Origin of the sequence: Vibrio sp. D417a (assembly GCF_030248595.1) — a bacterium.
Classification (GTDB): Bacteria; Pseudomonadota; Gammaproteobacteria; order Enterobacterales; family Vibrionaceae; genus Vibrio; species Vibrio alginolyticus.
This window is the reverse complement of the sequence record NZ_JAHGAM010000011.1, coordinates 123,352-144,924: the sequence shown is the minus strand read 5'-3', so window position 1 is coordinate 144,924 and position 21,573 is coordinate 123,352. Positions and strand designations below refer to the sequence as shown.

Sequence of the window (21,573 nt, the reverse complement as noted above, 5' to 3'; positions counted from 1 at the left end):
CTAATGTGAGTAGAGAAAAGAGGAGCCGCGTGCTCCTCTTTTGGTTTTTGTTCTTTATAGGTTTAGTGTTTATTCGTCTTCGTCGTCTGCTTTATTCGTGAGCCCCAAGCGTTTAAATAGCCACCACTCTAGACCAAAAATGACAATTAAGGCGATGCAGAACCAGGTGAATGCCATGGTGGATTCCACACCTGGCATTCCACCAACATTGATGCCGAGTAAACCTGTTAAGAAGCTGGTTGGTAGAAAAATCGTTGCTACCAAAGTAAACAGGTAACTGTTTTTATTGGTTTTCTCATCACGATGATGTTTGATCTCTTCTTGGAAAAGCGCCACTTCTCCAAGATAAAACTCAAGTGTTTCATTTATGCGCGTAATATTATTGTGTGCGAAGCGATATTGATGAGGTCTCAAAGCAATCAATTCTGATTCTGACTCCACAAGATCACGGATAGCGTACTGCTGAGGGCGAATAAAACGCTTGATAGAAATCAGCGCTTTTTGAGTCGCCATATGTTTGTACGTCGATTCATCATTCACATCGAACTGGTTTAGTGTTTCTTCAATTGTATCAAGGTAAATGTCTATTTTACTGTTTAATCCTTCAATGATCTGATGAAGTAAACTGGCAAGACTTTTTGGGCCTTTGTGTTCCGCTAATGCTTGGCGAATCTCCATGATCGCGCGTGATGGAATTTTACGAGTTGAAATGAGTGCGCCTTGAAAGTAGAGAATTCGAATACTAAGCATATCTTCTGGTGATGCATTGCCGTTCATATTGACGCCTCGTAAAATCAACATGAAGTTCTCGTCATCTAAAGGATGGAAAGATGGTCGGCTTTCGTCGGCTAATAGATGATCAACCGTTGCACGAGGCACTTGGTTCTGCTCCAGCCAACCACGAATATCAGGATGCAGCCGTTCGCAATGGTACCAATGCTTAGCTTGAATTTGCTCTGCCGTGGTGGATTGTTGAGTTGCTTCTGGGGTTGAGAAGTCCCAATGTTCAATCATAAAACCCATTTTCTTTTCCTTGTTTGAGCCGATACCAAAATAACCTCAAGATACTTCTTTCGCGAGAATTGCCTTGCCATACAGAGGCAATACTCTGAGTACGGTACTCTGAAGTCATTGATGCATTATTTTTCAAATGAGTATGATTGTATTTAACGCCAAATGTCTATGAATAGTTGTTCTTATTTGCAATCGAGTGGAGCGCACCAAGGTGTTGTGCTTAAACAACAAAACAAAAAGCCTGCAACTAAGCAGGCTTTATTGTGGGGGAGGGAGGGGAGCTGTTAGCCAACTTGAGAAAGATTAACCACTTTCTGTTGTAGCTTTTTCTTTAAATAGTCCGTTAAGGCCTGTTTTTCTTCCTCGTTCATGTAAAGACCAAGCTTAGTACGGCGCCATAAAATGTCTTCATCGGTCATTGCCATTTCATGGTTCATTAAGTAATCGATCTCACGTTGGTAAACACCACCGGCTTGTGTCGAGAACGTTTGTCCTAAGTCAGCTTCACTTGTTGTACCTTCCATTAAGTTCCACGTTTGGGTACCAAACTGTGTGACATAACGAAGAATCAATGCTTCTGGCGCCCAAGTGTATTTAGCGTGAATTTGTTTAGCTAATTGTTCACGACTACAGCTGAAGTTACCACCAGGAAGGGTTTGGTTGGCCGTCCAGTCTTTACCCATTTCAGGTAGGAACGGAGCAAGTTTCTTCATTGCTGCTTCACCTAACTTACGGTAGGTCGTTAACTTACCACCAAAAACAGAAAGCAGAGGTGCATGGTCGTATTCCGCATCGAGCTCTAGCGTGTAGTCTCGTGTGATTGCTTGCGGAGAGTCAGATTCATCGTCACATAAAGGACGAACACCACTGTATGTCCAAACTACATCTTCGCGAGTCAACTGGTGGACAAAGTGTTGGTTTACGATATCAATGAGGTAATCGACTTCGTCATCTGAGATCGACACTTCACGAGGGTCACCTTTGTATTCCACATCTGTTGTACCAATGATTGAGAACTTATCTAAGTAAGGAATCATAAATACGATGCGATTGTCTTTGTTTTGAAGGATGTAGGCTTGCGGTTCGTTGTGGATACGAGGAACAACGATGTGCGAGCCTTTGATTAAGCGAATGTTACGAGGAGAGGCTTGCTCTAATCCATCATCAAAGAACTGTTTTACCCAAGGCCCCGCAGCATTGACTAACGCTTTCGCTTTACGTTCGAAACGTTGGTCTGTCATCACATCGTGAATAGTAACGTGCCAGATACCACCTTCACGGTGTGCTTTTTCCACGCGGCAGTAGTTACGCACTTCAGCATGGTTTTCGCGAGCCGCAAGAACGTTCAGTAATACTAAACGTGCATCATCAACCCAACAGTCAGAGTATTCGAAACCCGTTTTCATCTCTGGTTTTAGCAAGCCAGATTTCGCAAGGTTGACGGTTTTACTGCCTTGCAGCGTCGTACGTTTACCCAAGTTATCGTAAAGGAAAAGGCCACAACGAATCATCCAAGCTGGGCGTAGGAATGGGCGATGCGGTAAACGGAAACGCATTGGTAATGCGACGTGTGGTGCTTTACGAAGAATAACCTCACGCTCTGCGAGCGCTTCCGAAACTAAACGAAACTCGTAGTGTTCAAGGTAGCGTAAACCGCCGTGTATCAGTTTAGAACTTGCTGAAGAAGTCGCAGATGCGAAGTCATGTGCTTCATATAAGCCAACACTCAAACCTCGGCCTGCTGCGTCTGCCGCAATACCAGCTCCGTTAATGCCGCCACCGATTACGATCAAGTCTAAGGTAGTGGATGAGCTAGTAGTGGAAGCATTATTTTGTATACTCATAAATTTGACCTCTTGGTGAGCGAACGAGCATTTTAGAACATAATGTAATCCTAGCTCAGGTTTCGTTTGTGATCATCTATTATTTTCGTTTGTGAGCGTTTTGTGTGATTTAGACACAAAAAAACCTCTGTCTAATTAAGACAGAGGTCATTTGAGGGGGAATTATACGATTGACGTTACTCGTTTTCGGAGTTTGATTCGTTAGCTTCAACCACTTCAAGTGGGATAGAAGCTTCCTTCAAAATTGACAAGATTTCTTCTGGTGGCTGCTTATTGGTAAAGATCATGTTGAGCTGTGCAATATTGCCTAGTTTCACCATAGCATTGCGCCCGAACTTGGTGTGGTCTACGGCAAGAAATACACTACGGCTATTGTCAATGATCGCTTGTTTTACCCGGACTTCGTGGTAATCAAAGTCTAATAGCGAGCCATCGAAGTCGATACCGCTAATGCCGAGAATACCAAAGTCGAGACGGAACTGTTTAACGAAATCGAGGGTAGCCTCGCCAACAATACCGCCGTCTCTGCTGCGGACTTCTCCACCCGCTAAGATGACTTTGATTTCAGGGTTAGGGAAAAGAATGGTCGCAACATTGATGTTGTTGGTGACAACACGCAACTGTTTATGGTTTTTATTGAGCGCTCGCGCAACTGCTTCTGGTGTGGTGCCAATATCGATGAATAGTGTGGCACCATCTGGAATGTGTTTGACTACCTCGTCTGCAATGACATCTTTTTCATTGAAGTTGAGCGCTTTACGCGTGTTGTAAGATGTGTTTTCAGAACTGAGAGGAATAGTGGCTCCACCGTGATAACGACGAATTTTGTTGTCATCGGCGAGTTCATTGAGATCGCGTCGGATGGTTTGTGGGCTGACATTGAATCTTTCTACCAACTCATCCGTGCTGACATAGCCTTGTTTTTTCACCAGCTCAACAATCTGCTGGTGTCGAGGTATTTGCTTCACTTACCACTCCCTTGTGCATTGGTAACGGCCAATGCTTCAAATTCGAAGCTCTATTGTGCTCGAATTTGCTCGTTGTGAGAAGTAAGCGAGTTCAGGAATCGGGGATAAAGCGCAAAAAGAGCGCACAAATGGCGCTCTTTTTTCTTATGGAGATGAGATTAATCTTCTTCGTCGTGAAGTTCAGACCAGGTTTGTGCACATTTCACTGCACGCTTCCAACCCTTGTAACGACGATTGCGTTTTTCTTCATCATCGTGTGGCTCAAAGGTGCGATCAAGTACCGCTTTATTCTGCAACTCATCAATGCTATCCCAGTAACCAACGGCAAGGCCGGCAAGGTAGGCTGCACCAAGAGCGGTAACCTCAGTTACTTGAGGGCGGTGTACTTCTGTGTTCAATACATCGGATTGGAATTGCATTAGGAAGTTGTTCGCTACTGCACCACCATCGACGCGAAGGTTCGCAAGCTTAATGCCTGAGTCAGCTTGCATCGCATCCAGTACGTCACGAGTTTGATAAGCGATGCCTTCCAATGTTGCACGGATGATATGGTTTGAATTCACACCGCGAGTAAGGCCGACAATCGTGCCACGTGCGTAGGCATCCCAGTATGGTGCGCCTAAACCAGTAAATGCAGGCACGACATAAACGCCGTTTGATGTATCCACTTTTGTCGCGAAGTATTCAGAGTCTTCTGCACCGTTTAGGATTTTCAATTCATCGCGTAGCCATTGGATAGAAGCTCCACCCATGAATACGGCGCCTTCAAGTGCATAAGCTGGTTCGCCTGCAGGACCACAAGCCAAAGTTGTTAGAAGACCATGTGTCGAAGTGACTTTTTCTTGGCCCGTATTCATTAGCAAGAAACAACCCGTACCGTAAGTGTTTTTCGCTTGACCCGCTTCAACACACATTTGGCCGTAAAGCGCCGCTTGTTGGTCACCTGCGATTCCAGAAATAGGAATACGAGTACCGCCTTTACCACCGATGTTGGTTTTACCGTAAATTTCCGATGAGCGCTTCACTTCTGGCATCATAGATGCTGGAATGCCAAGCTCATCTAACATTTTTTGATCCCAACATAGATCGTTGATGTTAAACAGCATGGTACGCGATGCATTAGTGTAGTCGGTTACGTGAACGCGACCTTGAGTCATCTTCCAAACTAACCAAGTATCGACAGTACCAAACAACAGCTTGCCTGCTTCTGCGTCTTCTCGTGCGCCTTCAACATTGTCCAGAATCCATTTAACTTTGGTACCTGAGAAGTAAGGGTCAAGCACCAAACCAGTGTTGTCACGTACATAGTTTTCGAGACCGCGTGCTTTTAAATCTTCACAGATATCAGCAGTACGGCGACATTGCCATACGATCGCATTGTAAACGGGTTTACCTGTTTCTTTGTTCCAGACGATGGTCGTTTCACGCTGGTTAGTAATACCGATAGCCGCTAATTGGTCGCTACGGATGCCAGACTTAGCTAGAGCTTCTACTAAAGTAGAGCTTTGTGTTGCCCAGATCTCCATTGGATCATGTTCAACCCAACCAGCTTCTGGATAAATCTGAGTAAATTCGCGTTGCGCGACGCTTACGATGTTCGCATCGTGATCAAGAATCACTGCGCGAGAGCTTGTTGTACCTTGGTCCAGGGCAACAATGTATTTTTGCTCAGTCATGGTAAGAATCCTTTTGTTTCGTTATTTATATTTTAGTAAATGTTCGAGTTACGTCAGTTTTAAGCTCTAGCTTCTTCTGTTTCTTCTTCCGTCTCACATTGGTTTGGAATCGTACAACCGTGGCCTTGTTGTGGAAGGTAAGCTGCAATCGCTTTTGGATACAACCAACCACCAAAACACGCACCTGCAATCGGAGCAAGTAAAGGCACGATAAAGTAAGGAATGTCTTTAGCACCTGTCAGAGCGTAATCCCAACCTGCGAAGTAAGCGAACAGCTTCGGTCCAAAGTCACGAGCTGGGTTCATCGCAAAGCCTGTTAGTGGGCCAAGTGAACCACCGATGACGGCAATCAAAATACCGATCAATAGAGGGTTCATTGCGCCACGTGCTGCGCCGTTATTTTCATCGCCCAGAGCCAGAATCGCAAACATCAGCACAGCAGTGATAACGAATTCCACAGCAAAAGCACCAAAGAAAGAGAGGGAGGCATGCGGATAGGTTGAGAAGATACCAGCAGTTGCTAGTGCATCTTGGCTGCTGCGAACGAAGTTATGAGCGATTTCGTAGTCGGTGAAAAGGTTGCTGTATAAGCTGTATACCAATGCAGCAGAACAGAATGCCCCAAGCATTTGAGCGATAATGTATGGCACCACTTTCGCCTTATCAAAACCATGGAACATAGCAAGTGCGATGGTAACGGCAGGGTTGATGTGTGCACCAGAGACGCCAGCCGTACAGTAAATAGCGATGGCGACACCGAAGCCCCATACAATACTGATTTCCCATTGTCCAAATGATGCGCCTGTTAGAACTAAGGCTGCAACACAGCCTACGCCGAAGAAAATAAGTAGTCCTGTACCGATAAACTCGGCCAAACATTCTCCGAGCAGAGAGGGGTGTTTGTTCGTTGTCATGTTAAAAGTCCTTTGATCATTTTTGCCTGTCTAGCACGATACTATTGTGCATACATAAACGTTTGCGAAAACAAACGAGCGTTAAAAATGAGCGTTTGAGCATAAATTTGTTAATCAAAGTCTTCGTTTTTGTTAAATGGCGCATCTTTTAACCGGAAAAGAACACAACGAAAATAATTTATTTGTCACGAGGCCAGTGTTGAGAGCGCTCAAATTACCGATGTGAAAAAGAATGCACAACTGGTAAGAGGAGTTTTGTGAAGCTGCTACGTGCTTGGAGATTTATTGCACAGAACTTGTGTAGCAATTAACCCTAAAGGAGTAGCGGAATGTCAAATGTATCAAGGGATAGCAGTGATATAAAAAATACGCTGTCATGTTTGGACTTTTAGAAACAATCGTCATCCCATTGGTACCAATAGGATGAGTTGATAAGAGAATAAACGCTGTTAATGTCTTGTGTTTGTGAATCATTGCTTCGGCTTGTATTCAAATAAAAATTGTTTTTTTTATTTCGTTTGATGCTAAACGTGATCGTTTTTCAGCTTTTTAGTTATTAGTTGGTTCGGAGCGAGTAGGGCAGGCGTAAATCGCCCTTTTTACGGTTAGTTTATGTTCTAATTCGAGCCTTTGTTTCAAAGGTTTCGAATTGGAATGCTCAAGTGAGAGGTTTGAACATCAGTTTCATATTAACGAATCTTGAGTAAAGTTGAACGATGATCTAATTAATGCTCATATAATTTACTGTATTTACTTATATTTAATCCATGTGCAACATTTGTCACAGAAATAAAATCCTAACTCCATACAATTCATGAGCTTTCGAACGAAGATTTATTTTGTTTCGTTCGCTCCTTTTGTGTTTTTACCATCGCATACAAAATAATGAGGTTCCTATGTTTGGAATATTCAAACCTAAGGCGCACATTGATCGTCTGTCCCCTGGCAGCATCGATAGCACCTACTCTCGCCTCCGTTGGCAACTCTTTATCGGTATCTTTGTTGGCTACGCCGGTTACTATCTAGTTCGTAAAAACTTCAGTTTGGCGATGCCTTATCTTATCGAGCAAGGCTTTAGCCGCGGAGACTTAGGTGTCGCCTTGGCAGCTGTTTCCATTGCATATGGTCTCTCTAAGTTTCTAATGGGCAGCGTTTCAGACCGCTCCAACCCTCGCTATTTCCTTAGTGGCGGCCTATTGATGTCTGCATTAGTGATGTTTTGCTTTGGCTTTATGCCATGGGCGACTGGTAGCGTCACTGCGATGTTCATTTTGCTTTTCTTAAACGGTTGGTTCCAAGGGATGGGGTGGCCTGCTTGTGGCCGAACCATGGTGCACTGGTGGTCACGTAAAGAGCGTGGTGAGATCGTTTCGGTTTGGAACGTGGCGCACAACGTGGGTGGCGGCTTGATTGGTCCACTATTTATTCTTGGCCTGTGGGCATTTAATGATGATTGGCGCACTGCATTTTATGTTCCTGCATTTTTCGCCACGTTGGTTGCTGTGTTTGTTTGGATGACGGTTCGCGATACCCCTCAGTCTTGTGGTCTGCCTCCGATTGAAGAGTACAAAGACGATTACCCAGATGACTATGACAAGTCCCATGAACAAGAAATGACAGCGAAGGAAATCTTCTTCAAATACGTCTTCAACAACAAACTTCTTTGGTCGATTGCAATTGCAAACGCATTTGTTTACCTAATTCGTTACGGCGTACTGGACTGGGCACCTGTTTACCTAAAAGAAGCGAAGGATTTCTCGGTAGATAAATCGTCATGGGCTTATTTCTTATACGAATGGGCTGGCATTCCAGGAACACTATTGTGTGGTTGGATCTCTGACAAATTGTTCAAAGGTCGTCGTGCACCTGCTGGTATCTTATTTATGGTGCTAGTGACAGTTGCAGTGATGGTTTATTGGTTTAACCCTGCGGGCAACCCAACAGTAGATATGGTGGCGCTTATTGCAATTGGCTTCCTAATCTATGGTCCGGTTATGCTGATCGGTTTGTACGCACTTGAGCTCGCTCCGAAGAAAGCCGCAGGTACTGCCGCTGGTCTTACTGGTCTGTTTGGATACCTGGGTGGGGCAGTTGCCGCAAACGCGATTTTGGGCTACACCGTAGACCACTTTGGCTGGGATGGTGGCTTTATCATCTTAGTGGGTTCTTGTATTACTTCTATCGTGTGTTTGATGTACGCCTTCTTAGGTGAGCGTGCGCACCACGAGCAAAAAGAGCGCGAGAAGGAAGCGCTAGCGTAATATTTATTTAAAGAGGCTGTGGAATACTGCCTCTTCGCTTTATCAAGGAAATAACAATGAAAACAAAGTCAGTATGTCTTACTTTTTTAGCACTTAGCCTCTCTGCTGGTGCGATTGCGAAGCCGCTTGTCATTGCGCATCGTGGCGCATCGGGCTACTTGCCTGAGCACACGCTAGAAGCCAAAGCACTTGCTTACGCAATGAAACCTGACTACATAGAGCAAGATGTGGTAATGACGAAAGATGACCAGTTGGTCGTGTTGCATGACCATTATCTCGATCGCGTAACGGATGTTGCGGAGCGTTTTCCTGATCGTGCACGTAAAGATGGTCGTTATTACGCGATTGATTTCACTCTGGCGGAAATCAAATCCTTGCGAGTAACTGAAGGCTTTAATATCGATGACAAAGGCAACAAAGTAGCGGGCTATCCAACCCGATTCCCTATGTGGAAATCTGATTTCACCGTGCCGACGTTTGCTGAAGAGATTGAGCTGATCCAAGGCTTAAACAAAACGCTGGGTTATGACATCGGTATTTACCCAGAAATTAAAGCGCCTTGGTTCCATCGTCATGAAGGTAAGGACATTTCTAAAGCAGTACTTAAAGTCTTGAAGCAGTACGGTTACGGCTCTCAAGACGACAAAGTCTACCTTCAGTGTTTTGATGCGAATGAACTTCAACGCATCAACAGTGAACTCATGCCTGCAATGGACATGGACTTAAAGCTCGTTCAGCTTATGGCTTACACGGACTGGAACGAAACTATGGTGTACAAAGGCGACAAGGCAACACCATACAGTTATGACTGGATGTTCGAAGCCGACGGAATGAAGAAAGTAGCGAGTTACGCGGAAGGAATTGGACCTTGGAAGCCGATGCTGGTGGATGATAAGTCAACCAAAGACAATATCATCATCAAGCCGTTGATGAAGGCTGCAAAAGACGCTGGCTTGCAAGTGCATCCATACACGTTCCGCGCCGATCCAGGACGCATTCCAGCGTACACTGACAGCTTTGAAGGCATGATGGATGTGTACTACAACCAAGTAAAAGTGGATGGTTTGTTTACTGATTTCCCAGATAAAGCGGTCAGCTTTTTAAATCAGTAATCACGCATTTTGCTGTAAGCTAAAAAATCCCCCAACAGTTTCCTGCTGGGGGATTTTTCGTAGGGTTAATTCACGAATGAATTAGTTGTTTTTATGCAGTTCGCTGTTCAGTTCAACCGCGCTCTTGTTAGCAAGACACTCGATTTGACCTGTTACAGAGTTACGACGGAACAGTAGGTCAGAAACACCTGCAAGATCGCGTGCTTTCACTACTTCTACTTCTTGGCCAGCAGAATCTAGCATGCGTACTTTAGAACCAGCAGTTACGTACAGACCTGATTCGATAGTACAACGGTCACCCATTGGGAAGCCAAGACCTGCGTTCGCGCCTAGTAGAGAGTTTTCACCGATAGAAACTACAACTTTACCGCCGCCAGATAGTGTGCCCATGATAGATGCGCCGCCGCCGATGTCAGAGCCGTTACCAACCACTACGCCAGCAGAGATACGACCTTCAACCATGCTCACGCCTGTTGTACCCGCGTTGAAGTTGATGAAGCCTTCGTGCATTACTGTTGTGCCTTCGCCAACGTGTGCGCCAAGACGTACGCGAGAAGTATCAGCGATACGAACGCCAGTTGGTACCACGTAGTCCACCATTTTAGGGAACTTGTCTACGCAATCTACGCTTAGTGCACGACCCGCTAGGCGAGCTTCAATTTGACGCTCTGCTAGTTCAGGTAGATCGATTGGACCTTCGTTAGTCCATGCGATGTTGTGCAGTAGACCGAAGATACCGTCTAGTACTGTGCCGTGTGGCTTAACTAGACGGTTAGAGATAAGTTGAAGTTTTAGGAAGCCTTCAGCAACACTTTGTGGCTGCTCGTCAGTGGCAAGGATAACCAGTACAAGTGGTTGTGCTGATTCTGCTGCTTTTGCTGCGAAAGATGCGTTTGCTGCATCGCCGTTTGCTTCAAATGCTGCTGCTAGTTCTGCGCTTTGTGCTGCAGAGATCTCGATAGCTTGGTTGCCTTGCTCATAACCTGCTACTGCTGCTAGTGCGTTAACAAGCGCTTCGCTTGGGTTAAGAACCGGGTTTGGGAAAAACGCTTCGATGATTTTGCCGTCGCGGTTTTTAGTTGCCGTACCAAAGGCTAGAGAGAAGAAAGCCATAGTTGATCTCCATGTGTTGAGTCTTGTGTCTCGTCTGTTCACTGACAAGAAATAATTAAGTTGTCAGTCATCATAAAGAGAGTATTGGGGAGTTTAAAGAGGGGAAATGGAGAAAGTCTGTAGATGGATACCTTTTGTCTTTTTAGAGATATGTTTGTCTGATGAGAAATGTGTCGCAAAAGCCTTATCAGACCGATTTGGGGTAAAGACAAAGTGAAGTTGAAGAAGGGGGCTTAGCAAAAAATAAGGGGAGGGCCGAAGTCACTCCCCCTACACTGGGTTTGTTGGATTTACTGGCTTTGAATAGTAAAGCGATAAATCGACTTAGAGGCTTAGCTCACCGACCTCTACCGCAAGTGCAACCGTTGCACCTACCATTGGATTATTGCCCATACCGATGAAGCCCATCATCGCTACGTGTGCAGGTACTGAAGAGCTACCCGCGAATTGTGCATCGGCGTGCATGCGACCCATGGTATCGGTCATACCGTAGGATGCAGGACCTGCCGCCACGTTATCTGGGTGTAGAGTACGACCAGTACCACCACCTGATGCCACAGAGAAGTAAGGCATGCCTTCACGGTTACGTTCCGCTTTGTAGATACCTGCTACAGGGTGTTGGAAGCGAGTCGGGTTGGTTGAGTTACCTGTGATGCTCACATCCACTTGTTCTTTATGCATGATAGCTACGCCTTCACGCACATCGTCTGCACCGTAGCAAAGGATCTCACCACGTGGACCTTGTGAGAAACGGCGACGTTCTACTTCCACTAACTCACCAGTTTGGTAGTTGTATTGAGTGCGTACGTAAGTGAAACCATTGATGCGTGAGATGAGGTAAGCGGCGTCTTTACCCAAACCGTTCAGGATCACTTTCAACGGATTTTTGCGTGATTTGTTGACGTTCAATGCGATTTTGATTGCGCCTTCTGCCGCTGCGAATGACTCATGACCGGCAAGGAAAGCGAAACAGCCACTTTCTTCATTCAGTAGACGAGCCGCCAATGCACCGTGACCGATACCCACTCGGCGTTGTTCTGCTACGCTGCCCGGTTTTGTGCAGGCTTGAAGACCTTCACCGATGATGTTTGCCGCTTCTTCTGCTGTTTTTGCTCCGCGGAAAATCGCCAAAGCAGTGCCCAGTGTGTAGGCATCGGCAGCGCTTTCAAACGCGATAGGTTGAGTGTCCATCACCAATGCTTTTGGGTCGATACCACGATCCATACAGTATTGGTAAGCCTCTTCCAGAGAAGATAGTTGCATTTCGTCTAATGTGCGACGTACAGATTCAGTAATCGGAGTGTTCATAATCTCTTCCCTCTTGGTGGCAATTATTGTTGGCGTGGGTTGATGGTCGTTACGGCTTCGTCAAAACGACCGTAAGTCCCCGTTGCTTTGTCTGCGGCTTCTGCAGCAGATACGCCTTCGTTGATGGCTTTCATCATCTTGCCGAGGTTGAGATATTGGTAACCAATCACTTCTTTGTTTTCGTCTAGCGCGAGTTTTGTTACGTAGCCTTCAGCTAACTCCATGTAACGCACGCCTTTTGCTTTAGTTGAGTAGCTAGTACCCACTTGGCTGCGTTGAGTTTGACCAAGGTCTTCCAGTGCCGCACCAATTTCCAAGCCGCCTTCAGAGAAAGCAGATTGAGTACGACCGTAAACAAATTGAAGGAAGATTTCGCGCATCGCGACGTTGATAGCATCACATACCAAGTCGGTATTCAGTGCTTCCAGAATAGTTTTGCCTGTTAGGATTTCTGCGGCCATCGCGGCTGATTGAGTCATGCCTGAACAGCCGATCGTTTCGATCAAAGCTTCTTCGATGATGCCGTTTTTGACGTTAAGAGTCAGTTTTGCTGCACCTTGTTGAGGAGCACAAGCACCAACGCCGTGGCTAAGACCAGAAATCGCGATAACGTCTTTTGGATTGATCATTGCGCCTTCAACAGGGATCGGTGCAGATGCATGAAGATCGCCGCGTTGAATCGGGCACATTGATTGGATTTCGTGTGAGTATTGCATAGTGTTTTCCCAGTGTACGATATCCAGCCTATTTGTCAGACTCAACGGCGTTGACTGCTCTTATTCGCTCCATCAAATAGAAAACTATGTTCAGGAGGTTCATGCGTTTGTCGCCTTGTTGAGTTAACAACTATTTTGGATATCTTTTTAATTTTTGAGAAAACAGGAGCGGGGTTGGAGAAGAGTTGAATTGCTCACTACAGAACTCTCGCTTTCACAACATAAGCGAAAGCACTTCCAACAGGGCTGACCTGTTTTCGTTTCTGTAGGAGTCATTAGCTTTAACAGCGGTTCGAATCTTTCGATTCCGGTGGTACCCCATCACCGAACCCATTTAGACTAGATCTAAGTCACACTAATCTGCAACATGAAATTTAGAGTAATTTGGGATATTAAATCGGTTCTTTATATTCTCAGAGATATATGGAGATAAACGGAAGGAATAAAAAAACGCCGCATAATGCGACGTTTTTTCTAAACAAATGAGAGGCTTATGCAGCGTCTTCTTGCTCGCTATCTTCTTCAACAGCTTCAAGCTTCTTTGCTTTTTTTGGTGCAGGTTTACGTTTTGCACCAAGAGCGTAAAGCACTTCTTCTTTGTTTTGCGCAAGGAACATTGCAAGATCTTCTTGCTTACCTTCGTCTTCTAGAAGTTCACTTTTACCCAGCAGTGAGAATAACTCGTCTGCCATATCCAGCATTTTGTCGTATGCGTCAGCTTCCGCTTTAGAGGTAAAAGTCATTTTCTCTTCTCCATTGCGTTCTACCACGTACTTGACGATTACAGCCATGGTTGGTCCCCTAATTTGGTGTATTGATACTGGCTTTTTATACAGTTTTTGACCAATCAAGTCTAGCGACAAGCCTCAGAATGAGAGACACGTACAACTAACTGACTAGCATTTAAACTATCTTGGTTTCACTTTGCGGATTTATTCCCCAAAGGAAGGTTTGTTGGTCGCTCCCAATCTTGGCAAAATTCGATAAACGTTCTGAGCAATGGGCTTTGATATTTCTCTTTATGAACCAGTAACCAGAAGCGGCGCTTCATATCTAAAGGCATGTCGAGCAGTTTTACGCGGCCGTCACGAATAGCAGGTTCTGCAGACAAACGTGACAAGCAGCCCAAGCCTAACCCTGCCGATACTGAGTTGATCAACGCTTCGGTGGTATTGAGCTGAAAAGCTTCATGCCAATGTTCCAAGCGCGGCGCGACAACGCGCATAAAAAATTCGCGTGAACCAGATCCTGCCTCTCGCAATATCCATTCACTGTTTTCTAGCTCGGTTAAGTTTACTGACCCTTCGTGCGCGGCTGGGGAATCGGGCGCGCAAATCACGCACATTTCATCTTCGCTAAACTGGGTGGACTGCAATTCAGGGTGAAGTGTTTTGCCTTCAATGAGGGCTATGTCTAACTCGTAATCGGTCAGCATGTCGCAGATTTGTGCGGAGTTAGAAATGAACAGGCTTTGAGAACGATGGTTCGTTTGCTGACGAAATTCGCTAAGCAAATAGGGCGCGACTTGGTTGCCAATGGTGTCGCTGGCACCAATGCGAAGTTGGCCCGATAGCGCTTGGTCACCATCGAAAATGCTCTCGATGTCTTTGGCTCGGTTGAGTAACTCATCCGCCAGTGGCAGTAGTTTTTGACCTTCTTGGTTCAAAATCAGTCGGTTATTAACACGATCAAATAAGTGATGGCCGATCTGCTTTTCTAATTCTGAGAGTGCCATGCTCACAGCGGCTTTTGATAAAAAGAGACTATCAGAAGCTGCTGTGAGCGTTTTGTGCTGCGTGATCGTCGTAAACACTTTCAGTTGTTTAAGAGAAATGTGACTTGCCATACCCCACCGTTAAGTAATTTTGAACGTTTGTTTTAAATAATTAGATATATCGGAACGAAGTGCAAGCGTATTATACGCTCCATAAAGAGTGAGTCTGGTTGAGGTCATCATGATTCAAAGAACAAAAGCAAAAGTAATGGGAGCACCAACTCCGATGGCGGGTTTGGCTCTTGGTATTGCAAGCTTAGGCTGGAGTTGGGAAAACTTCGCCGAATTACATGGCTACGGACAGTGGATTAGTGCGGGTATCGCGAGCGTATTGTTGGCTATATTGGCAACCAAGTTTTTGCTACATAACCATCTATTGAGACAAGATCTTGCTCATCCGGTTGTGGGCAGCGTGGTTCCGACATTTGCGATGGGCACTATGGTGGTATCGAACTCTCTCGGCTATTTTTACCCATTCGCTGGTGATGTACTTTGGCTGATTGCAGTGGCTCTGCACATCGTGTTCTTGGTGAGCTTTGTTTACCATCGCGCCAAAGATTTTGAATTGCACCACATGGTTCCTAGTTGGTTTGTGCCGCCAGTGGGTATCATCGTTGCGGATGTGTCTTTCTCTGGCAACCCGGTGTTAGCACCAGTGGCACAAGGTGCATTGATGTTTGGTATGGTGGCGTACGCGATCATGTTGCCGATGATGATTTACCGTTTCATGTTTACCCATGAAATTCCGGATGCAGCGAAACCAACAATGGCAATCATGGCAGCGCCAGCAAGTCTATCATTGGCAGGGTACTTAACGGTCACTGCGACACCATCACCAGTGATCATCGCTATGCTATTTGGTATCGCGGTATTGATGACAGCCATCATTTACCTCGCATTCTTTAAATTGCTTAGACTGCCATTTAGCCCAGGCTATGCGGCGTTCACTTTCCCGATGGTGATCGGTGCGACGGCGCTGTTTAAAATGGCGAATTGGATGGAGTTGCAAGGATTGGCTGCGCACTATGTTCAACAAGTGCGCGGCTTAGCTGGTCTTGAGTTGATTGTGGCAACATTTGTTGTCTCTTATGTGGCTTTACAATACATCAACAACTTATTGATTCAGCCACGCTTGATGCACGCTCATCACGCTTAAATAGCTGATAGGAAAAAGCCTCTTGGTCTTACAACCAAGAGGCTTTTTTATTTCAATCGGCGTCGATGTTGGACGCTAGCCTTTTTTGTAAAATCGCGACATCTCATCCAGAGAATGACGAATGATATCGACAGGAACTTTCTGTTCTTTCTCGACTTTTAACTGGCGATTCAGTTGCTGAGAGTGCCCGCCAGGGTTGACCACAAGCATCAGTTCTTTGCCGACCAATGCATAGTTGTAGTAGCTGCCTGCAATATACCAATCGCGAGAGGCTGAGCTATCAAACAAGTTATGACCAACGCTGTATGAACTCGTTGTGCCTTGAACGTCAAACAGCGTATTCATCATGGTTGGCACGACGTCAAAATGGGTCGTGCGGTAATCAACTTGCTCTGGCTGACGATTTGGCATGTACACGTAAAGAGGCACATGTACTTGAACGTCACTGTAGTTACCCGTGTGGCCCCAATAGTTCATCTTATGGTCATTAAACTCTTCACCATGATCTGATGAAATCACCACAATGGTGTTGTCTAAGTCGACGTTTTTCAGCACATCACCAATCAAGCTGTCGATGTAGTACAACGAGTTCTTGTATCGATTGTGGTAAAGCGAAGCGTCAAAATCGTTGTTGAGCAAAATGTGGTCAACGCGTTCCCAGTATGGTTTGAATTTCGCAAATTCAGGTTCGGGAAATACTGTGCCGTGGGCGGCATCGTAGAACAGAAAACTAAAGTACGGCTTGTCGCTATCCTGCTTTTGGAACTCGATGAACTTGTCTGTTATCTGCTGATCGCGCTCGACAGCTGTTTCCCCAGTTTGTTTCAGGGTCAAGTCCGACACTTTTTTGAATACCGTGCGAGAAAGTGGCGGGCTGGTGAGCGGTGCCGAGCCAAAAATGCCCATGCGGTAGCCTTCTGCTTGCAGCGTATCCATAAACACAGGAGAGCGTTGGCTTGCGTAAAAGCTTTCCCAGTAGGTTGCGGGCAAGCTGTAAAACAGGCTGAAAATACCCGCTTGAGTTGAGTTGCCGCCGCTCATATGTTGTGTGAAATTCACTGTCTTTTCAGCGAACTTAATGACATTTGGCATGACTTCCGGCGTCGCATCACTGTAGCGCCACGCATCAACCAAGATAAACAAGACATTGGGCTGTTTCTCTTTGCTTTGCACTTGAATCGGCGCAAGCGGGTAGTTGAGTGAGCTACGTTCAATGTTGGTTAACTCTACGCGGTTCTTAGATGCAATGTTCTCATCCACTAGGTCGTGTTTGTAAATAAATTTACGAGCCGTCAGCGGGTAGTAAAGTGGCCAGTTATTCGAAAACTGACTGACTTCATCGTCGTAAAGTGCGTTTTTGTACGCATGAATCATCTGCGTGCTAAGCAATACAGCAAACCAAACGCTGATCAAAACGAACTTAGCTCGGCTTTCTGACAGTTGATTACTTACCCAAACGGTACAAGCGAGCCCGATCACCAGAATGGCAATTTCACTGATGAAGATTAGCCAACTCATCCACGAAATATCGAAGACATCACCGCCACCTTCGAAAAACATACGGATTAATAGGGCGTTGATGTGAAGTTTGTATTGCTGAAAAACGAGGATATCGACTTTAAACATGATCAATAGACAGATCGCGATAGCGATCACGATACCTTTGAATGCTCGAGTCGGTAGAAAAGAGAGCAATAAACTCAACAACATAAATGGAAGAGCGATCAAGCCCAGCCAGCCATATTGAGTTGAAATTAAATAGTAACCTTGCAACAAGGTTAGCGGTTCATTTTGATTGTTAGGCAACACAAAAGGATAACAAGCGATCGACAGGTACACTGCAAAGCAAGCAAAAAAAGCAATCAGCCAAGCGCTGTTGGAAGACAGTTTGCGAAACATACTTTTTGTTTGTTTATAAATTATGGGTAGGGGGAGTATAAAACAGTGTTTTTTATTATGGAATAGTTGCGACGAATGTCACATTTTGTATGGAAGTGTCAGACTTGATTGACATGTGAAAATTAAGAAGATTCATACTCTATTTGAGTGATATATAACCTTTTGTTTTTTCCGAACGCGAGATCACTGCGGGTTTAAATGGGGCTGTGCTAAGCTAGCTAACAGTTTCAATCGGCGCTCGGTATTCCCAATTTGTTTACTGTTTATCACTCCAACCAAGTTGACGTTCTTAAATCACTCCTTGTCGAACTGATTCGAATCAGTCCGCTGGAAAACCCGTTCGAAAAAGAACAAATTCTGGTTCAAAGTCCGGGCATGTCCCAGTGGCTAAAAATGGAATTGGCCAAAGAGTTTGGTGTTGCCGCGAACATTGATTTTCCGCTTCCAGCTACCTTCATTTGGGAAATGTTTACGCAGGTGTTGCCAGACGTGCCCAAGCGCAGTGCGTTTAACAAAGAAGCGATGACGTGGAAGCTGATGCATCTGCTGCCGGGGCTTCTCAACCAAGAGGTGTTTTCGCCGTTAGCGCAGTACCTCAAAGATGACAGTGACCACTCTAAGCTGTATCAGCTGGCTGAGAAAATTGCCGATATTTTCGATGGTTACTTGGTGTATCGTCCGGAATGGATCGCAAGTTGGGAAGCTGGGCAGAGTGTGCCAGAGCTGGAAGATGAGCATCCGTGGCAGCCGATCTTATGGCAAGCGTTGTATGATCACACTGTGTCATTAGGACAGTCTCCATATCACCGTGCCAACCTTTATGAGCACTTTATCGACACGTTAGAGAGTTTTAACGGCAATTTTGACCATTTACCCAAGCGTTTGTTTGTTTTTGGCATTTCTTCGTTGCCGCCTCGCTATATGGATGCGCTAAAAGCAATTGGTGAACACATCGACGTGCATCTGATGTTCACCAACCCGTGTCGTTATTACTGGGGTGAAGTTCGAGATCGCAAATATCTGGCTCGTTTGGCGGCGAAACATCGTCAGCACGTTGTGTGGCAGGACGATCACTCGGAAGTGCAAGGTGAAACTGAGCAACTGAAAGGATCACTGGAAGATAATGTGATCGATGAGCTGCACACCGATGTGGTCGGAAACAGTCTGTTGGCATCCATGGGTAAACTCGGGCGTGACAATATGTATCTGTTGTCTCAGCTGGAATCTCATGAAATTGAAGCCTTTGTTGATGTTGAGCGCGACAGTCTGCTCCATCAATTGCAAGCGGATATTCTCAATCTTGAAGAACATCAAGATGACCAACAGATTGAAAACAGTCATCACAAACAAGTGGTTAGCTTGGGTGATAAATCACTGAGCCTACACGCTTGTCACAGCCCGATGCGCGAAGTGGAAGTGCTGCATGATCAACTGTTGGCGATGTTCGATGCTGACCCAACGTTAAAACCGCGCGATGTTATCGTGATGGTCGCGGACATCAACGCTTACAGCCCTGCGATTCAGGCGGTCTTTGGTAACGCGCCGGGTGAGCGTTTTATTCCATATTCGATTTCTGACCGAACCGCCGATCAAGAGAGCCCAATTCTGGCCGCATTTATGCAGTTGGTGAACTTACCCAATACGCGCTGTTTGGCATCAGAACTACTCGAACTTCTGGAAACGCCAGCGATATTAAAGCGCTTTGAACTCAGCGAAGATGATTTCTTACAAGCTAAACAATGGGTTGAGGAGTCGGGGATTCGCTGGGGATTGGACGCCAATACCGGACGCGAATTTGAACTGCCGGAAACCCGTCAAAACACATGGCAATTTGGTATTCAACGCATGTTGCTTGGCTACGCGATGCCAGAATCCGCAGGTTTGTTTGAAACCGAGCAAGGCAGTTTATCTCCGTACAACGAAGTGCAAGGCATGGGCGCAGAGCTTGCGGGCAAGTTGGCACACTTTATCCAACAAATTAGCACTTATCGAAGCAAACTTTCTCATGTTCAAACTATCGATGGTTGGCGAGAGACTTTGGTTTCACTGCTGGATGACTTCTTCTCTGTTGAGTTAGAAGGCGAAATGGCGCTCAAATCCATTCGCGATACGCTCAGCCAACTCAAAGAGCAATTAGCTGATGCCGCATTTGATGATGCGTTATCGCCGTCGATCATCAGCCAATACCTTCAAAACAAATTATCTGGCACACGAGTCAGCCAGCGCTTCCTTGCTGGTCAAGTGAACTTTTGTACTCTGATGCCGATGCGCTCTATTCCGTTTAGAACCGTTTGTCTACTGGGGATGAATGACGGCGTGTACCCACGCTCCATGCCGCCAGAAGGCTTTGACTTGATGACGGGAAGAACCAAGCCGGGCGACCGTTCGCGCCGAGATGATGACCGTTACCTATTCCTCGAAGCGATGTTGTCTGCACAGCAAACGCTCTACATCAGTTATGTTGGCCGTTCAATCCAAGACAACACCGAGCGAGTGCCTTCGGTTCTGATTTCTGAGCTGATGGAATACTGTCACCAAAACTATTGTTTAAGTGGTGATGAAGCGTTGCCCGTTGATGAGTCTGGCGACAACTTATTAAATGCGTTGGTGAATACCCACGCCATGGTGCCGTTTAGCCCAAGGGCGTTCCAAGGCATGCACGCCAGCTACGCGAAAGAGTGGATTCCAGCGGCATTGACTCAAAGTAGTCAATCGCAAGGCTATGTTCGTCGTGATTTTAATCGGGCATTAGACGACTATCTGTTAGGAGCGACGTTCCCACTTGAGCTCGACTTAGTAGAGTTGCAACGTTTCTGGCGCTTACCTGTGCAGTATTTTTTCAATCGTCGTTTAAAAGTAATCTTTGAACCGCCGCTACCGGTGATGGAAGACGACGAACCCTTTGTTTTAGGTGGTTTGGAAAGCTATCAAATGCGTGATGAGCTGTTAGAAACCTTGCTTGAAACGACATTGATGCAGCCAGAGAAAAAAACAGAGGTGCTTAAACACTTTATGAGTCAACAGCGCGCGCAAGGCAAACTGCCGGTGGGGGCGTTTGGTGATATCGAGTTTGAAACCAACCGAGTTCAGGCGGAAGAGCTGGTGGATAAACTGGCGTTTTTATCTGGTGCGCCTCAAGACGATTTGGAAATCGACCTGACGTTTGATTCCTTATTTGAGCGAAATGAAGGCGAAGAGAAAAACGTTCGCCTAACAGGTTGGCTAACTCAATGCTACCAATCCGGTTTGATTCGTTACCGAAGCGGTAAGATTCGCTCGCAGGATTACCTTGCTGCGTGGATCGATCACCTTGCCATGTCGGCATCGGGTCATGCTAAGAAAACCCACATCATTGGTTACGATCGTAAAGAAGGCGCGCTGCATTTGATCTACCCAGAAATTGCCGATGCTCAGTATGCCAAACAGCTACTGACTGAATTAGTTCGCTTATTCTTCGAAGGCATGACTAAGCCTTTGCCTTATTTCCCGAAAACGGCGTTGGCTTGTGTTGAAGCGGGCTTTAGTCGCGGTCAGTGGGTAGATGACGAAGAGAAATCTTTGAAGAAAATGGCTGACGCATTCAATGATGGCTTCATGAGCCCGGGCGAAGGCAATAATGCGTACATCTCTCGAATTTGGCCTGCTTGGAATGATGAGTTGGCCTCAGAAGTTCGTTTGCTGACAGCATTAGTTTTGCAAGGTGCGCGCTTAGCGGTTCAAGACGCTGATGACGTAAAAGCGTAATAAAGACAGTTGGATAAAGAGAAGGAAGAGTAGGGTGGCCGCCAGAAAATCATTATTTTTTGTAGGGCGTTCGC

General features: G+C 45.8%; 15 protein-coding genes and 1 riboswitch. Of the genes, 4 read left to right on the top strand and 11 right to left on the bottom strand.

What is annotated here, in order from left to right; all coding sequences use genetic code 11:
- Positions 1-69 precede the first annotated feature (69 nt).
- From KI742_RS12465 to KI742_RS12445, 5 genes are all read right to left on the bottom strand, one after another.
- On the bottom strand, positions 70-1,023 hold the full coding sequence (locus KI742_RS12465) for a CorA family divalent cation transporter (protein WP_005391702.1): 954 nt from the start codon (positions 1,021-1,023) through the stop codon (positions 70-72).
- Between the two features lie 275 nt (positions 1,024-1,298).
- The gene (gene glpD, locus KI742_RS12460; RefSeq protein WP_005391703.1) at positions 1,299-2,858 is read right to left on the bottom strand and encodes a glycerol-3-phosphate dehydrogenase; all 1,560 of its coding nucleotides are present in this window, start codon (positions 2,856-2,858) and stop codon (positions 1,299-1,301) included.
- A 176-nt stretch (positions 2,859-3,034) separates the two neighbouring features.
- On the bottom strand, positions 3,035-3,826 hold the full coding sequence (locus tag KI742_RS12455; protein ID WP_005380192.1) for a DeoR/GlpR family transcriptional regulator: 792 nt from the start codon (positions 3,824-3,826) through the stop codon (positions 3,035-3,037).
- A gap of 158 nt (positions 3,827-3,984) precedes the next feature.
- Positions 3,985-5,502, bottom strand: coding sequence for a glycerol kinase GlpK (gene glpK / locus KI742_RS12450; RefSeq protein ID WP_005380193.1), 1,518 nt, complete (start codon positions 5,500-5,502; stop codon positions 3,985-3,987).
- 59 nt (positions 5,503-5,561) lie between these two features.
- Positions 5,562-6,416: an MIP/aquaporin family protein gene (locus KI742_RS12445; protein ID WP_005380195.1), complete on the bottom strand. Its 855-nt coding sequence runs from the start codon at positions 6,414-6,416 to the stop codon at positions 5,562-5,564.
- Between the two features lie 896 nt (positions 6,417-7,312).
- Between KI742_RS12445 and glpT the strand changes: the two genes are divergently transcribed.
- Together glpT and glpQ are read left to right on the top strand one after the other, a co-directional pair.
- Complete coding sequence (gene glpT, locus KI742_RS12440; protein WP_262606827.1) at positions 7,313-8,677, top strand: glycerol-3-phosphate transporter; 1,365 nt, start codon at positions 7,313-7,315, stop codon at positions 8,675-8,677.
- A gap of 56 nt (positions 8,678-8,733) precedes the next feature.
- Complete coding sequence (gene glpQ / locus KI742_RS12435) at positions 8,734-9,789, top strand: glycerophosphodiester phosphodiesterase (RefSeq protein WP_025768218.1); 1,056 nt, start codon at positions 8,734-8,736, stop codon at positions 9,787-9,789.
- A gap of 81 nt (positions 9,790-9,870) precedes the next feature.
- On the opposite strand, the gene dapD is transcribed toward glpQ, so the two are convergent.
- The 5 genes from dapD to KI742_RS12410 form a co-directional block, all read right to left on the bottom strand.
- Positions 9,871-10,902, bottom strand: coding sequence for a 2,3,4,5-tetrahydropyridine-2,6-dicarboxylate N-succinyltransferase (gene dapD, locus KI742_RS12430; protein ID WP_042521367.1), 1,032 nt, complete (start codon positions 10,900-10,902; stop codon positions 9,871-9,873).
- 324 nt (positions 10,903-11,226) lie between these two features.
- The gene (locus KI742_RS12425) at positions 11,227-12,210 is read right to left on the bottom strand and encodes a GGGtGRT protein (RefSeq protein ID WP_009707468.1); all 984 of its coding nucleotides are present in this window, start codon (positions 12,208-12,210) and stop codon (positions 11,227-11,229) included.
- A 23-nt stretch (positions 12,211-12,233) separates the two neighbouring features.
- A complete protein-coding gene (locus tag KI742_RS12420; protein ID WP_005386501.1) occupies positions 12,234-12,926 on the bottom strand; it encodes an iron-sulfur cluster assembly scaffold protein in 693 nt (230 codons plus the stop codon).
- A gap of 259 nt (positions 12,927-13,185) precedes the next feature.
- A riboswitch (Fluoride riboswitch) is annotated at positions 13,186-13,261 on the bottom strand.
- Positions 13,262-13,417: 156 nt separating this feature from the next.
- Entirely contained in the window at positions 13,418-13,717 is a 300-nt protein-coding gene (locus tag KI742_RS12415; protein WP_005380208.1) for a YebG family protein, read from the bottom strand.
- 128 nt (positions 13,718-13,845) lie between these two features.
- Positions 13,846-14,772: a LysR substrate-binding domain-containing protein gene (locus KI742_RS12410; RefSeq protein WP_285385494.1), complete on the bottom strand. Its 927-nt coding sequence runs from the start codon at positions 14,770-14,772 to the stop codon at positions 13,846-13,848.
- A gap of 109 nt (positions 14,773-14,881) precedes the next feature.
- Between KI742_RS12410 and KI742_RS12405 the strand changes: the two genes are divergently transcribed.
- Positions 14,882-15,856, top strand: coding sequence for a TDT family transporter (locus KI742_RS12405; RefSeq protein WP_285385495.1), 975 nt, complete (start codon positions 14,882-14,884; stop codon positions 15,854-15,856).
- A 75-nt stretch (positions 15,857-15,931) separates the two neighbouring features.
- On the opposite strand, the gene KI742_RS12400 is transcribed toward KI742_RS12405, so the two are convergent.
- Positions 15,932-17,755, bottom strand: a complete 1,824-nt coding sequence (locus tag KI742_RS12400) for a DUF3413 domain-containing protein (protein ID WP_285385496.1) — start codon at positions 17,753-17,755, stop codon at positions 15,932-15,934.
- 252 nt (positions 17,756-18,007) lie between these two features.
- Between KI742_RS12400 and recC the strand changes: the two genes are divergently transcribed.
- A complete protein-coding gene (gene recC, locus KI742_RS12395) occupies positions 18,008-21,499 on the top strand; it encodes an exodeoxyribonuclease V subunit gamma (RefSeq protein ID WP_285385497.1) in 3,492 nt (1,163 codons plus the stop codon).
- Positions 21,500-21,573: the final 74 nt, after the last annotated feature.

Excerpts from the sequence above, each read along its gene's own strand:
- KI742_RS12465 (WP_005391702.1), bottom strand. The coding sequence starts at position 1,023 with ATGGGTTTTATGATTGAACATTGGGACTTCTCAACCCCAGAAGCAACT.
- glpD (WP_005391703.1), bottom strand. The coding sequence starts at position 2,858 with ATGAGTATACAAAATAATGCTTCCACTACTAGCTCATCCACTACCTTA.
- glpK (WP_005380193.1), bottom strand. The coding sequence starts at position 5,502 with ATGACTGAGCAAAAATACATTGTTGCCCTGGACCAAGGTACAACAAGC.
- KI742_RS12445 (WP_005380195.1), bottom strand. The coding sequence starts at position 6,416 with ATGACAACGAACAAACACCCCTCTCTGCTCGGAGAATGTTTGGCCGAG.
- glpT (WP_262606827.1), top strand. The coding sequence starts at position 7,313 with ATGTTTGGAATATTCAAACCTAAGGCGCACATTGATCGTCTGTCCCCT.
- glpQ (WP_025768218.1), top strand. The coding sequence starts at position 8,734 with ATGAAAACAAAGTCAGTATGTCTTACTTTTTTAGCACTTAGCCTCTCT.
- dapD (WP_042521367.1), bottom strand. The coding sequence starts at position 10,902 with ATGGCTTTCTTCTCTCTAGCCTTTGGTACGGCAACTAAAAACCGCGAC.
- KI742_RS12425 (WP_009707468.1), bottom strand. The coding sequence starts at position 12,210 with ATGAACACTCCGATTACTGAATCTGTACGTCGCACATTAGACGAAATG.
- KI742_RS12420 (WP_005386501.1), bottom strand. The coding sequence starts at position 12,926 with ATGCAATACTCACACGAAATCCAATCAATGTGCCCGATTCAACGCGGC.
- KI742_RS12415 (WP_005380208.1), bottom strand. The coding sequence starts at position 13,717 with ATGGCTGTAATCGTCAAGTACGTGGTAGAACGCAATGGAGAAGAGAAA.
- KI742_RS12410 (WP_285385494.1), bottom strand. The coding sequence starts at position 14,772 with ATGGCAAGTCACATTTCTCTTAAACAACTGAAAGTGTTTACGACGATC.
- KI742_RS12405 (WP_285385495.1), top strand. The coding sequence starts at position 14,882 with ATGATTCAAAGAACAAAAGCAAAAGTAATGGGAGCACCAACTCCGATG.
- KI742_RS12400 (WP_285385496.1), bottom strand. The coding sequence starts at position 17,755 with ATGTTTCGCAAACTGTCTTCCAACAGCGCTTGGCTGATTGCTTTTTTT.